The following is a 14,025-nucleotide window of genomic DNA, read 5'->3' on the forward strand; positions in this document are numbered from 1 at the left end:
GGTGAAATGAAAAATGCAGCAAGAGAGGAAAGAAATATCTGGCAAAGCTAATACGATCGCTGGTTTTTCCATCCCTCTGTATCTAGGCATCTTGGCGCTGGTGGTGGTCTGTATGTATATAGACTGTCTTCCGGCAGGCTTGGTCGGCGGCATGATTGCGCTGATGGTGCTGGGCGAGGGACTCAATTTTTTAGGAAATCATACACCGGTTGTGAAAACGTACCTGGGCGGCTCGGTCATCTGTATTCTGGGGGCGGCGGTCATCCAGGCGCTGGGGCTGATTCCGGAGCAGACGCATGAGATCCTGGACAATTTTGTCAACAAAGAAGGATTTCTGGTCTTCTATATCTCAGCGCTGATCACAGGAAGTCTTTTCAATATCGACCGCGGGCTTCTGATCCGCGCAACGGTGAAACTGCTTCCGACAGCTGTCATATCGCTGGCAGTCGGCGTGATACTTTCAGGTCTGCTCGGTATGGTGATGGGGGATAGTTTTCTGGAAGGCATCCTGTATATCGGTATTCCGATGACGAGCGGCGGCATGACGGCGGGAGCAGTGCCTCTGTCGGCAATGTATTCGTCGGTTCTGGGGACGGACGCCGGACAGATCCTGACGCGGATCGCACCGGCGACGGTGCTGGGAAATTGTGTAGCGATCATTTTTGGCGGTTTAGCCAATAATATCGGCGAGCGAAAGCCATCCCTGACCGGAAATGGCTGCCTTGTCAATGACGGTCACGAAGTGAAGAAACAGCCTCCGATGAAACCGACCTTCGCACTCTTATGTACGGGGCTTATCATTTCAATGGCATTTTATGAACTGGGGGCGCTCTGCCATCATTTTATTTCGATTGTACCGACGTATGCGTGGATGATTGTAGCAGTTGTGATTGTGAAGGGAACGGGAATCCTTTCAGAGCGCCTGGAGGACGCGGCGAGAGAGTGGGGACAGTTCGCGATCCACAGCTGGACAGCGGCGGCGCTGACCGGAATCGGGGCGACGCTGATTGATTTAAAGACGATTTTACACACGATCACTCCGTTTTATCTGCTCAGTGTCGTGCTGATTGTCGGGGCGATCACACTGACCGCCGGATTGATCGGCATCAAGATGGGATTTTATCCGCTGGAATCATCGATCGCAGCGGGGATGTGTACAACGAACATGGGCGGCTCCGGAAATGTAGCGGTGCTCAGCAGTTCGAAACGGATGGAACTGCTTCCATTTGCACAGATTGTGACGCGTTCCTGCGGGGCACTGATGCTGACCATCGGGGGCGTGCTGATACAGCTGCTGGCGAGGTAAAAAAGAATTGTGATTGACAGAGAAATGTGCCTGATAGAGGGAAAATAAGTGAAAACAGGGGAATAGAGAAATAGGGAAAAGCTGGGAGGTAGGTCTTATGAACATATTCATTGCGATCATGCTTGTATTTGCGGCAGCCGGGCTTTTGGATGAGATACTGGGAGGAAAGCTGGGGCTGATGCCGAACTTTGAAAAGGGGCTTGCCACCATGGGCGGTCTGGCGATGTCCACGGTCGGATTTTTTGCGATCGGAGTTACATATGTGCAGACCCACGCGGAAGCGATTGCAGAGGCGGCAAAGCATATGCCGTTTGATCCGGCGCTCATTCCAAGCTGCCTTCTGGCGCCGGATATGGGGGCGCTTGGCATGGCACAGAAGCTGGCGGCGACACCGGCTCTGGCAGCATTTACCGGTGCGATGGTAGCAGGCAGTCTGGGAATGACGGTCGGATACCAGCTGCCGGTCTTTCTGGCAGCCGTTCGAAAAGATGAAATAGGAGAGCTGATGCGGGGATTCATCTTCGGGCTGATTGCCATACCGTCTGGTCTGGCGGTCGGAGGTCTGATGCTGGGTCTGCCTGTCCGTCAGCTCTTTTTTAATATGATCCCGGTGCTGGTGCTGTGCGTGGTGCTGATTGCGGCATTTGTGCTGGTTCCGGAGCTGACGATGAAGATCATGATTTTCATCGGAAATGCGATCCGTATTTTTAGTTTTTTCCTGTTTGGTGTGGCAGTCTTCGGAATTTTTATGCCGAAGTATGCGGTTGTCGAGAATGCTCTGATTGAGGAAATGCTTTTTATGGTACTCCGTATGGTCATCGCAGCGTGCGGCGGTCTGGTGTTGTCGCAGGTGGCGTTAAAACGTCTCCAAAAGCCGATCCAGCGCATCGGGGCGATCCTGGGTATCAATGAGGAGGCAGTTGTCGGACTGTTCCTTTCCTTTATACAGAGCCTTGCGATGCTGCCATTGTTTTCCAAGATGGATAAGCGCGGGAAAGTATTAAATGCCGCTTTCTCTGTGGCAGGTGCCTATGTAGTAGGCGGTCAGATGACCTTGGTAGCGTCCCTGATACCGGGAAACTGGGTAACAGCCTATATGATCAGCAAGGTGCTGTCAGGCGGTCTGGCAGTTGCCCTGGCGTTTATCTCAGCTGAGAAGATTCCCGCATTAGGTGGCGAGTAACAGCAAATTTGACTAAAATTATCTAAGAAGGACAAAAATGATAACAGAGTAGAGCGGAATATCTGATATTGAGATAAGGATAAAGAAATAAGAAAGCCCCGGCAGTTTCGCTGCCGGGGCTTTCCGCCCTTTTGGGGCTATATCATTTTCATAGAAGGCATTAATAGGTTACAATGAAGACTTTTAGAGTTGTCAAACTGTTGCGAGCAATTAACAGCAGCCACAGCCTCCAAAGCTCTGCTCGGTTCTCTCAATGATCTCGTTCTGAAGCGGTTTATCCAGGTTACGGAAGTAGTCACTGTATCCGGCTACGCGGACGATCAGTTCTTTGTATTCCTCCGGGTTCTTCTGAGCTTCAATCAGAGTCTGGCGGTCGATAACGTTGAACTGCATATGATGTCCGTTCATAGCGAAGTAGGAACGAATCAGAGCAGCCAGGTTGTCAATACCCTTCTCGCCTGCGATAGCAGCCGGAGTAAACTTCTGGTTCAGCAGAGTACCGCCGGTCTCACAGTGATTCATCTTGGAGCAGGATTTAACAACTGCGGTCGGTCCGTTGATATCAGCGCCTTTTTCTGGGGAAATACCCTCAGACAGCGGGATATGTGCCAGACGTCCGTTCGGGCTTGCGATCATAACATCACCGAAGTATACGTGGCAGGTGGTCGGAAGCATATCTACATGATATACACCGCCTCTGGTGGTAGGTCTGCCGGTGATATAATCTTTGTACTCGTTGAATACGCTTACCATGATGTCATCTGCATAATCATCATCGTTGCCGTATTTCGGAGTCTTATTCTTAACCAGGTTCAGGATATCCTCATGACCCTTGAAGTCGTCATTCATAGCGTCGATGAGTTCTTTCATGGTAAACTTCTGATTGTCAAATACGTTGAACTTGATAGAGGAAAGTGCATCGGAAATGGTTCCGATACCAACACCCTGGATATAGCTTGTGTTGTATCTTGCACCGCCAGCGTTGTAGTCTTTACCTTTCTTGATACAGTCATCGGTACAGATGGAAAGGAACGGAGCCGGCATCATTTCTGCGTAAATTCTCTCGATAACCAGGTTGCCGCGCATCTTAACATCGATGATGTACTCAAGCTGTGTCTTGAATGCGTTCCACAGTTCGTCGTAGGATTTAAAGTCTTCTGCCTTGCCGGTGTGCGGTCCGATCTGTTTTTTGAACATTACATCGTAGCCATCATACAGAGCGAGCTGTAAGCACTTCGGGATGTTTAAGTAACCGGTCAGCCAGTAAGCCTCGGTTCCCCAAGCACCTGTCTCAACACATCCGGAGCATCCAGCGTTTCTTGCATCTACCAGAGATTTACCCTGATTTACCAGCTCCTGAATCAGCTCATCGGTATTGTAGAATGCCGGCTGGCCCCAGCCCTGACGAGCGATCTCGCAGGCTCTCTTTAAGAACTTATCCGGAGTAACTTTGGAAATCTGTACGTTGGAGTTCGGCTGGTTCTGTCTCATATCTTCCATACAGTCAAGGATTAAGTAAGAAACAGCGTTAACTGCATCAGTACCATCTTCCTTCACACCGCCGGAGTTGATATTTGCGAAGTCTACATATGTACCGGACTCTTTTAAGGTTACGCCAACCTTAACCGGAGCCGGAGAGTTGAACAGTTTAACCCAGAGGCACTCAAGAAGCTCAAGAGCTCTTGTATCATCCAGAGTACCTGCAGCGGTATCTTTCTCATAGAACGGAATCAGATGCTGATCCAGACGACCCGGTGTAAATGCATCCCACGGGTTTAACTCGGTTGTAACACCAAGGTGTGTAAACCAGTACATCTGAAGTGCCTGCCAGTAGGTCTCCGGTTTGTGCTCCGGAACAACCGCACAGTTAGCTGCGATCTGCTCGAGCTCTGCTTTTCTGACCGGATCCTTCTCCTCAGCAGCTTTCTCAAGAGCCAGATCGTGATATCTCTTACCTAAGATAATGATAGCATCGCAGCAGATATCCATAGCGCGAAGTTCCTGCTCTTTGTCATAAGCTTCCGGATCATTGAAGTAGTCAAGCTCTTTGATAGCCTGCTCGATCTCTTTCTTGTAGTCGCCGTAGCCCTTGATGTAGAAGTTCTTGCCGCCGGCTGTATGACCCGGTCCACGCTGCTCCATGAATTCGGTAAACATACCAACCTCATAGCAGTCTCTCCATTCCTGGGTCATAGCTTTTAAGAGATGCTCTCTGACTGCACGGTTCTTCCAGTACGGAATGATCTCTTCTTCCTGAAGCTTCAGATCGTCTTCGGTAACGGTAAAGTTAACCAGTTTACGATCATTCATAATGTGCATATCTTCGATGGTATGACAGCACAGCTCCGGGAAAGTCGGTGAACACTGCGGGTCTTTACCCTTCTCACCAACTAACAGCTCATCATCGCCTAAGTAAAGAGTTTTCTTGGAGAAATACTCTTTCAGAACGAGAGCTCTTAAAACCGGTACAGATACGGAACCTTCGTACTCTTTGTAAACATCGGTTTCAATTTTGGCTCTTTCCAGATCCAGATGCGGCTGGGTAGAGTGGCTGAGTCTTCTCAGTCTTTTAATTCTTTCGGTACATCCGCGGTCGTTGTCTTTTAACAGACCTTCTGGTGTGTTGATTACGAATGAAGTATCCATTTTTTCTGCCATTTAAATCATCCTCCTATATTGACTTTGTTGAAGCCCTGTTCTTCGAACATGGACTTAAAGTGTTCCATAAGCTCGGACACCGGTACGCTCATCTCATCATCATGGTACTCCATGTCGAGGCTGGCGTATTTACCCTTTCCGATGTCATGATAAGGTAAAAGGTTTACCTGACGTGCGTGAATATTGTTTTCCTTCAGGAAATGGATGACACTTTCAATGTGTTCATCGGTTGCGTTGACCTGCTGGATAATCGGAAGCCGGATATAAAGACCTGCGCCCTCATCACTTAATTTCTTTAAGTTCTCAAGAATCAGTGAATTGTCAACGCCGATATACTTCTTGTGGTCTTCCGGATCCATCACTTTGATGTCGTAAAGAAAAACATCTACGTAAGGAAGAATCCGCTTCAGATTCTCATAGTCTGTGTAGCCGCTGGTGTCGATGAAAACGCTGACACCGTTCTCGTGGAGCTTGCGACAGACCTCTTCCACATAGTCCATATGCTGGGAAGCCATAACCTCGCCACCGGAGAGTGTCACACCGCCGCCGGACTGCTCATAGAAGATTTTGTCCTTCATCGCTTCCTTGACAAGTGCATCTACCGTGTATTCCTTACCGGCTAACTCCCGGGCCTCTGTGATGCACCAGTCGGTACAGACGCCGCAGGCGGTACACTTGGAACGGTCAAATACAATCTTGCCGTCTACGATGGAATTGGCTCCCTGTTTACATTTTGCAACACATCGACCACAGGCGGTACATTTGTGATGATGAAAAATCAGTTCCTTATAATAATGCTGACTCTCCGGGTTGTGGCACCACATACAGCGTAAGGGACATCCCTTGAAGAAAATCGTGGTGCGGACACCATCGCCGTCGTGCGTTGAAAATTTCTGGATGTTAAATATGTAAGGAGTTTCTGCCATCCTTTCCCCCTCCTTTGCAAAAACTAGACTGTGTTCTAGTTCTGAGTCTATAATACTACAACCAACTCAAGAATACAAGAGTAAATTGAAAAAAATGTATTAATTTAATTTTTAACAGACGAATCTGAAAAATAATCATCCGATCACGCTGAAACAAGCGGAATGCGGAATGACTATAAAAGAAAATTAATATAACATATAAGATATCATAGAAAAAGGGGGCTTACAATCGGCAAAAGTGAGGATATTATGCATGAAAAGAAAGTGAAAATTGTAGAAAAGATAGAATGGTTTGAATATTCATAATATATAAAACAAAAACAAAAAATTAAGCACAGTTAAAAGAGTATCGCACAAATATGAAAAGGGAAAATCAAGATAGAAGTGAAAAAAGACTAAAAATCCAGAATAACAGTAGAAAAGAGCAGTAGAAAACAAAAGACAAAATAAATAAGAAGCTTGAAAAAATGAAAAAATTTCGCTCATGTGAAAGTTGCCCGGTTGACAAGAAGAATTTTGACATGGTATAGTAAAAATGTATAAGGATGTTTCGGGAAGTATTAGAAAAACCCGGACAGCAGAAGCCAGGAAAACTATATTTCGAGCTGAAAAACCTAACACAGTATATTGTCAGGGTTCACAGCCAATGGGTATCAGGGGAAACTCGGATGCCTCCCGCATTTGGAAAGAAATGCATTGGAAAGAGAAGTAGAACCTGCTGCTTATTAGGAAGAAAGGCAGCTGGTAAAAGGCGGCGCATCCTCTGCCAGAGTCTCGTTCCGATGAAATGTTTTTCAGAGTATTCTTAAACAAAAGAAGGGAGAAGAACAATTTTATGAAGAAGACAAACAGAATCATTGCATTAGCAATGGCGGCTATGACAGCATTGTCTATGACAGCCTGCTCTGGAAGTGCAAAAGAGACGACGGAGGCGGAAAGCGCCGCAGAGACAACCGCAGAGGCTGCTGAGGAAAGCAGTGCAGAGGAGACCAAGAAAGCATCCGGAGAGACGCTTCTGATGGCAACGACGACCAGTACCGATAATACGGGTCTTCTGGATTACTTAAAGCCAATCTTTTTAGAGGATACAGGTATTGACTTACAGTGGACGGCAGTAGGAACCGGTGATGCGATTCAGAAAGCAAAAGATGGTGAAGTCGATGTGATACTGGTTCATTCCAAAGCAAAAGAAGAAGAATTCGTGGAGAGCGGCTACGGTGTAGAGCGCTTCCAGGTTATGTATAATGATTTCGTGATCGTAGGACCGAAGGATGGTCCGATTGCAAAGACGGATGATATCAACGCTGCATTTAAGCAGATCATGGACGAGCAGCTGACATTTGTGTCCCGTGGAGACAACTCCGGTACCCATAACAAGGAGACCGGAATCTGGGAGAAGCTGGGAATTACAGATTATGAGAGCAATCCAAACTATGTATCGGCAGGCGCTGGAATGGCTGATACACTGGCGATGGCAGATGAAAAAGGCGGCTACTGCCTGTCTGACCGCGGTACCTGGCTTGCCAAGAAGGCAGATTTCCCGGATATGGATATTGTATGTGAAGGCAGCAAGGAACTTTTAAACCAGTACGGCGTTATCGCAGTAAATCCGGAGAAATATCCGGATGTCAACAACGAGGCGGCGAATACGTTTATCAAGTGGATCTGTTCTCCGGAAATCCAGACTCTGATCGGTGAATACGGCGTAGAGGAGTACGGCGAGCCGTTATTCTTCCCGAATGCAGAGCAGAAGTAGAATACTGCCGGATGATATGCGGCAGTGCTGGAATTAGCGTATTTAAACGAATAAAGCAGGCAGTTGAACCTTGCAGAATTTATAATGTATAAACAGGAAACCGGAGAAGGGAGGATGCACTTTTTCCGGTTTTTCTGTCATTAAGAATTGAGAAAATGAGAACGCCTGCAGAATATAAGGTGTTTCAGTGAATATGCTGGGAGAAAAAATATGGGAAACCTGTTTTCAAAATTTTTTGGTACGGTCGGAGTGATAGATTCTATCCGGGTAACGCTGGTGATGTCTTTCTGGTCAACCTTGATTGCGTCCATGCTTGGAATTTTTCTGGGACTTGTGCTGGAGCAGACGAAATTTCCAGGAAAAAAGCTGGTAGTCCGCGTGAACCGGACCTTGATGGGAGCACCTCCGGTCGTCATCGGACTGCTCACATATATGCTTTTGAGAAAAAAAGGTCCGTTTGGGGCGCTTCGATGGGTATTTACGATCAAAGGAATGGTGGCAGCCCAGGTTCTGATCATCACTCCGATCGTCTGTGGAATGGTATATTCATATGCGGTTCGCACGGCGCCTTCGATCCGGGCGTTTGCCAGGACGATGGGAGCTGACCGGCATCAGACCGCGCGGCTTCTGCTGCGTGAAATGAAAAATGAAATTTATTTTGCGGTTGTGTCTGGATATGGGCGTTCCATCAGTGAGGTCGGGGCGGTCTTTCTGGTAGGTGGAAATATAAAAAACAGCACCCGGACAATGACAACTGCGATTTCAACCCTGAAAGGTGCAGGCGATTATTATGAAGGGGTATTTTTGGGAGTGATCCTGATGCTTCTGGCATTTTCGGTACAGACATTGGCAGAACATTTCAGACAGGAGGAGACACCGGATGAAAATCTCTAAGCTGCAAAAGAAGATAGGTCAGTTTACGCTTCAAATCGAGGAACTGTATCTGGAGAGCGGGAAGGTTCATGGTCTGATAGGAACCAATGGCTGCGGAAAAACAACACTTTCCAAGCTGATACAGGGGATATTGGTTCCGGATGGCGGGAAGATTGATTACGAGGGACTGACACCCCGGGATATCACGATGACAACACAGAGACCGTATCTTTTGCATGATACGGTGTATCAGAACCTGATCTATCCGCTGAAAATACGGGGAATCCGCCCGGATGAGGCGAAGATGGATGCCTGGCTGGAACGATGTGGGCTTCTGCAGAAAAAAAATCAGTATGCCCGTTCCCTGAGCAGCGGAGAACAGCAGAAATTATCATTTATCAGGGCTCTGGTATTTGACCCTGCGTTTGTGATTGTTGATGAAACGCTTTCCAACCTGGATCCTGACAGTACAGAATTGTTTGAACAGCTGATGCGGGAGCAGCAGACGAAAAATAAGATGACATGGCTGCTAATCAGCCATCAGCTGGTGCATGTCCGCAAGATTTGTGACCAGGTACATTTTATGGAGCAGGGGAATGTTCTGGTGTCCGGAACACCGGAAGAAATCCTTCTTCACCCGTCGCATCCGTCCATCCGCCGGTATTTGGCAGATACGGAGGTTTCATATCGTGAAAATGAAAAAAATTCAGAAATATGAATATAAATGCGAGGCGATTGCGTTGAACATGAAAAAAATGGGAAGAGTTTTGCTTGGGATGATTGACACAGTTTGTGAAAATGTGGTATAATTTCTGGTAGAAAATCATGAGAAAGAGAATTGTCGCACGAGAGCGGCAGTTATACAGAGTTGATTTCGAGCTTTTCTGCCTAAGCTGTGAACCGATTGACAGGATGGAAGAAAAGCCAATGGGTATCCGGGGAAACGCGGGTGCCTCCCCGCATCAGACGATGCATTGGAAAGGAATAGCTCTCGGATGACCGGGATGAAGCCCCGGAAGTTCTGGAAAAGAGCAGTAAATTCCGCCAGCGCAAGCAAAGCCTGATGTAGATAAGTGCATATCAGCAGAAAGCCATAAGAGGCAGACTGCATTATCAGGAACGGATACAGAGAGCGGAATGTTTTCTGTATTCGTTTTTCTGTTTCATTCGGAGAGGCGGTCTATGAATCAAAAGCACTTCGCATGGATGCATACCTTCGCGAAGAAGAATCATGCCGCAAGGGAGGAAATATGAAGTTATTGAAAGTTGATACGCTGGCGCAGGCGCGGGAACGTCTGCTTGAAGCGGCAAAAGAGTGCCTGCCAGAGACGGAGCGGGTTGCGCTTGCAGATGCATCTGGCTGCATTTTAGCAGAAGATATTGTCTCTGAGGAAATGATTCCGGCATTCCGCCGTTCCAGTGTAGATGGGTATGCAGTCTGTTCAAAGGACACGGCGGGCGCAACAGAAAGTATCCCGGTTTTTCTGAAGGTGCTGGAAGAAGTAGAGATAGGACATCCGGCGGTATCAAAGATTGAACCGGGTACCTGTGCCTATGTACCGACCGGCGGCATGGTTCCGGAAGGGGCAGATGCCATGGTGATGGTAGAATACAGTGAACGGTTCGGAACAGATGAGGTTGCCCTGTATGAAAATGTTCCGTATGGAAAATGCATCGTGCTTCCGGGAGAAGATGTAAAAACCGGGGATATAGTCCTTAAAGCGGGAACCCGGATTGGCCCGGCGCAGGCGGGAACGTTGGCAGCGCTTGGCGTGGTGCAGGTGCCGGTTTTTAAACCGTGGAAGGTGGCAGTTCTATCGACGGGCGACGAACTGGTCAGGATCGATCAGGTTCCTGGACCGGGGCAGGTGCGGGATATTAATACATGGGCGCTGTCCTGTTATGTGAAGAAGACAGGTCTGGAGCTTGTTTCGGCAGAGGCAGTGAAGGATGAAGAAGTACTTTTAGAGGAGAAAATCAGGGAGGCGGTCAAAGCCTGTGATTTGATTCTGATCTCCGGAGGAAGTTCCCAGGGAAAGAAAGATATGACTATGGAGATATTAAACCGCATCTCCAAGGAGGGAGTATTTACCCATGGGCTGGCACTGAAACCGGGAAAACCGACGATTCTGGGATATGATAAAGAGAAACATACGCTGTTAGGAGGACTTCCTGGGCATCCGGCAGCAGCGCTTGCCGTTTTCCATTTATTATTTGTGTGGCTTTGGAAGCAGGTAACCGGTCAGCCGGATCAACCTCCGTTAGAAGCCTTTATGACAACGAACCTGGCGGGTGCACCCGGAAAAACAACCTGCCTGCTGGTAAAGCTTCAGATGGCTCCCCAGGGGCTGGAGGCAGAACCGGTATTTGGAAAATCAGGCTTGATTTCGACGATGGCAGAGGCAGACGGCTACGTTCTGATTGATATGAATCAGGAGGGTCTGAAGAAGGGTGAGCAGGTGAAGGTATACCGTTTTTAAAATGAATTGTTTCCAGAAGAGCGGCGGAGGATAAAGAATCGGCAGAGCCTGGTGGAAACAGAATAGAGGCAGAGATGGGAAAGAGAAATTTATATCTGAATAATACACCGGTGGAGGAGGCAAAAGCCCTTTACCAGAAAGCACTGGGGGAATTATTAAGCCCCAAGGCAGAATGGATTCCCGTGACGGAAAGTCTGCACCGGATTACAAAAGAGGCAGTCTATGCGAAATATTGTTCCCCGCTTTACAATGCGGCGGCGATGGATGGAATCGCGGTTGAGGCAGAGAAAACAAAGGGAGCATCGGAGCGGAAACCACTTACCCTATATCCGGGTACAGATTTTACAGTGGTGGATACGGGCGATCCGATTCACGCACCATGCGATGCAGTTATCATGGCGGAGGATCTGCTGGAGCAGGAGGATGGCTCGGTGCAGATTACGGATGCAGCTGCATCATGGCAGCATGTGCGCCCGATCGGAGAGGATATCGTAGCGGGTGAGATGCTGATGCCCGGTTATCATGAGATACGCCCGATTGATATAGGTGTTCTCCTGTCTGGCGGAATTACAGAGATTGAGGTGTTGAAAAAGCCGTCGGTAGCGATTTTTCCGACGGGAACCGAAATCATAGAGCCGGGACAGGAACCCAGGGATGGGGACATCATCGAATCGAATTCGAGAGTGTTTGAGGCACTGGTAACGGAACATGGCGGTGCGCCCCATCGTTTTCCGCCGATTGCGGATGAATATGAAACATTGAAAGCAAAGGTGGCAGAGGCGGTTGAAAACTATGACATGGTGATTGTCAATGCCGGCTCCAGTGCAGGAACTGAAGATTTTACGGTTCATGTACTTCGGGAATTGGGGGAGGTTCTGGTACACGGGGTGGCAATCAAGCCGGGAAAACCGGTAATATTGGCGATTGTCAATGGAAAACCGGTAATCGGACTTCCGGGATATCCGGTATCCGCCTATATCAACTTTGAAAATTTTGTGATTCCTGTGCTGCAGAAACTGGCAGGACGTACAGAAACAGGCGGCACGATGGTGCGGGCTGTCATATCCAAACGCCTTGTATCATCCCTGAAACATAAAGAGTATGTGCGGGTGAAGGTAGGAGAAGTGGGTGACAAGCTCGTCGCTTCTCCATTGGCGCGCGGGGCGGGAGCAGCAATGAGCCTGGTGCGGGCAGACGGATTCTGTGTGATTCCTCAGAACAGCGAGGGGGTCGAGGCGGGAGATACCGTTGACGTAGAGCTATACCGTTCCCTGGAGGAAATTGGAAGTACGGCAGTGGCAATCGGAAGCCATGATCTGATTCTGGATGTGATGGCAGATTTGCTGCCGTGTATGTACCCGGGTAATTACCTTTCCAGTACGCATGTAGGCAGTATGGGCGGTTTAATGGCATTAAAGCGGGGAGAGGCGCATCTGGCTCCGACCCACCTGCTGGATGAAGAGACAGGAGAATATAATATTGCGATCCTGAAAAAACTGTTTGCGGGTGAAAAAATGGCACTTGTCAAGGGTGTTGAGCGAATTCAGGGAATTATCGTAAAAAAAGGAAATCCGCTTGGAATCCATGAAATTGAAGATCTACGTGGTTTGAATTATGTCAACCGACAGAGAGGAGCGGGGACAAGAGTCCTTTTTGATTATAAGCTGAAGGAAGCCGGTATTTCACCGGAAGAGATTCACGGATATGACAGAGAGGCGGCAACGCATATGGCAGTGGCGGCTGCCGTGTCCGGCGGCGATGCAGACGCGGGCATGGGAATCCAGTCGGCAGCCAGGGCAATGGGACTTGATTTTATTGAGATTGGACGGGAAGAGTATGACTTTGCGATTCCAGTCAGATTTCTGGATTTTCCATCGGTACAGCATTTTCTGGCGGTTTTGAAAAGCCGGGAGTTTGCAGAGAGAGTGGAGAAGCTCGGTGGTTATGGGCTGGCAAGAACCGGAGAAATTTTATATTTATAAAAGAGGGGATTAGATGGGAGCAGTTGTGCGCGAATTATATGTGTTCCGGCAGAGGGGACAGCCGGGAGAAGCCGTGGAGAGCGCCTGGTTCCGAAGGGGGATCGGAATGGAGGGTGACCGGCATGCAGCGGGAGGTGAAAGGCAGACTTCGCTGTTGGCGGGAGAAGCCCGGGACTGGATGGAGAAGCAGACAGAACCGGGACTCTGCTTCCGTCGCTACAAGGCAAACCTGATAACGGAGGGAATAGATACCACCCAGTTAAATACGGGGGATCTTCTGGCGGCGGGAGGGGCGGTGTTCCGCGTCTCCGGGTATGGAAAAAAGTGTTTTCCAGAGTGTATTTACCATGAAAAAGGAGTTTTCTGCCGCCTTTCGGCAGGAGCCATATTTTTGGAAGTGATTCGGGACGGGTATGTATCTGTTTCGGATGAAATAATGAAATTAGGCAAAAAGGAGGAACTGTGATGAGACGATTAGAGAAAGATGAATCACTCTGCATTGGCTGCCACCAGTGCGAAGAAGCCTGTTCGAAGGCATTTTACAAGGTTTCGGATCCAATGAAATCCTGCATCCGCATTACCGACAAGGAGGATGGAAGCCATCATATTGCTGTGTGCACACAGTGTGGAAAATGTTCTGAAGTATGCAATACAGGTGTGATTACGGAGGATGCGAGAGGCGTTTACCGGCTGAATAAGAAAGAATGTGCCGGCTGTCTGATGTGCGTCGGATTCTGTCCGGAGAATGTTATGGTACAGTGTGATGATTATCTGGAGCCGTCCAAATGTACGGCGTGCGGATTGTGCGTAAAAGCATGTCCGACCGGAGCGATCCGTCTGGTAGAAGAGTAAAGGGAGGAG

The 14,025-nt window shown here is 48.5% G+C and carries 11 protein-coding genes and 2 riboswitches; of the genes, 9 read left to right on the top strand and 2 right to left on the bottom strand.

Annotated elements, in window-relative coordinates; genetic code table 11:
* Positions 1 to 13 precede the first annotated feature (13 nt).
* Both PG862_RS10335 and PG862_RS10340 read left to right on the top strand, forming a co-directional pair.
* On the top strand, positions 14 to 1,306 hold the full coding sequence (locus tag PG862_RS10335) for a 2-hydroxycarboxylate transporter family protein (protein ID WP_270707307.1): 1,293 nt from the start codon (positions 14 to 16) through the stop codon (positions 1,304 to 1,306).
* Between the two features lie 97 nt (positions 1,307 to 1,403).
* On the top strand, positions 1,404 to 2,489 hold the full coding sequence (locus PG862_RS10340) for an ethanolamine utilization protein EutH (RefSeq protein WP_270707308.1): 1,086 nt from the start codon (positions 1,404 to 1,406) through the stop codon (positions 2,487 to 2,489).
* A gap of 210 nt (positions 2,490 to 2,699) precedes the next feature.
* On the opposite strand, the gene hypD is transcribed toward PG862_RS10340, so the two are convergent.
* Positions 2,700 to 5,135 (bottom strand): trans-4-hydroxy-L-proline dehydratase, encoded by a 2,436-nt coding sequence (gene hypD / locus PG862_RS10345; RefSeq protein WP_270707363.1) that lies wholly within the window; start codon positions 5,133 to 5,135, stop codon positions 2,700 to 2,702.
* A gap of 17 nt (positions 5,136 to 5,152) precedes the next feature.
* A complete protein-coding gene (locus PG862_RS10350; RefSeq protein ID WP_118523290.1) occupies positions 5,153 to 6,073 on the bottom strand; it encodes a trans-4-hydroxy-L-proline dehydratase activase in 921 nt (306 codons plus the stop codon).
* A gap of 586 nt (positions 6,074 to 6,659) precedes the next feature.
* Positions 6,660 to 6,781, top strand: a riboswitch (molybdenum cofactor riboswitch).
* 127 nt (positions 6,782 to 6,908) lie between these two features.
* On the opposite strand from PG862_RS10350, the gene PG862_RS10355 reads away from it, so the two are divergent.
* The 7 genes from PG862_RS10355 to PG862_RS10385 all read left to right on the top strand — a co-directional run bounded on the left by PG862_RS10355 (position 6,909) and on the right by PG862_RS10385 (position 14,016).
* Positions 6,909 to 7,829, top strand: a complete 921-nt coding sequence (locus tag PG862_RS10355; RefSeq protein ID WP_270707310.1) for a substrate-binding domain-containing protein — start codon at positions 6,909 to 6,911, stop codon at positions 7,827 to 7,829.
* Between the two features lie 210 nt (positions 7,830 to 8,039).
* Complete coding sequence (locus tag PG862_RS10360; protein ID WP_270707312.1) at positions 8,040 to 8,723, top strand: ABC transporter permease; 684 nt, start codon at positions 8,040 to 8,042, stop codon at positions 8,721 to 8,723.
* On the top strand, positions 8,710 to 9,420 hold the full coding sequence (locus PG862_RS10365; protein WP_270707313.1) for an ABC transporter ATP-binding protein: 711 nt from the start codon (positions 8,710 to 8,712) through the stop codon (positions 9,418 to 9,420). The genes PG862_RS10360 and PG862_RS10365 overlap by 14 nt, the downstream gene beginning before the upstream one ends.
* A 142-nt stretch (positions 9,421 to 9,562) precedes the next feature.
* A riboswitch (molybdenum cofactor riboswitch) is annotated at positions 9,563 to 9,703 on the top strand.
* Between the two features lie 249 nt (positions 9,704 to 9,952).
* A complete protein-coding gene (locus PG862_RS10370; protein ID WP_118468391.1) occupies positions 9,953 to 11,182 on the top strand; it encodes a molybdopterin molybdotransferase MoeA in 1,230 nt (409 codons plus the stop codon).
* A 74-nt stretch (positions 11,183 to 11,256) separates the two neighbouring features.
* On the top strand, positions 11,257 to 13,164 hold the full coding sequence (locus tag PG862_RS10375) for a molybdopterin biosynthesis protein (RefSeq protein WP_270707314.1): 1,908 nt from the start codon (positions 11,257 to 11,259) through the stop codon (positions 13,162 to 13,164).
* A 13-nt stretch (positions 13,165 to 13,177) separates the two neighbouring features.
* Complete coding sequence (locus PG862_RS10380) at positions 13,178 to 13,630, top strand: MOSC domain-containing protein (RefSeq protein ID WP_022360327.1); 453 nt, start codon at positions 13,178 to 13,180, stop codon at positions 13,628 to 13,630.
* A complete protein-coding gene (locus tag PG862_RS10385; RefSeq protein ID WP_022360326.1) occupies positions 13,630 to 14,016 on the top strand; it encodes a 4Fe-4S binding protein in 387 nt (128 codons plus the stop codon). Before PG862_RS10380 ends, PG862_RS10385 begins: the two co-directional genes overlap by 1 nt.
* The last annotated feature ends 9 nt before the right edge of the window (positions 14,017 to 14,025 follow it).

Origin of the sequence: Clostridium fessum (assembly GCF_027698965.1) — a bacterium.
Lineage (GTDB): Bacteria > Bacillota > Clostridia > Lachnospirales > Lachnospiraceae > Otoolea > Otoolea fessa.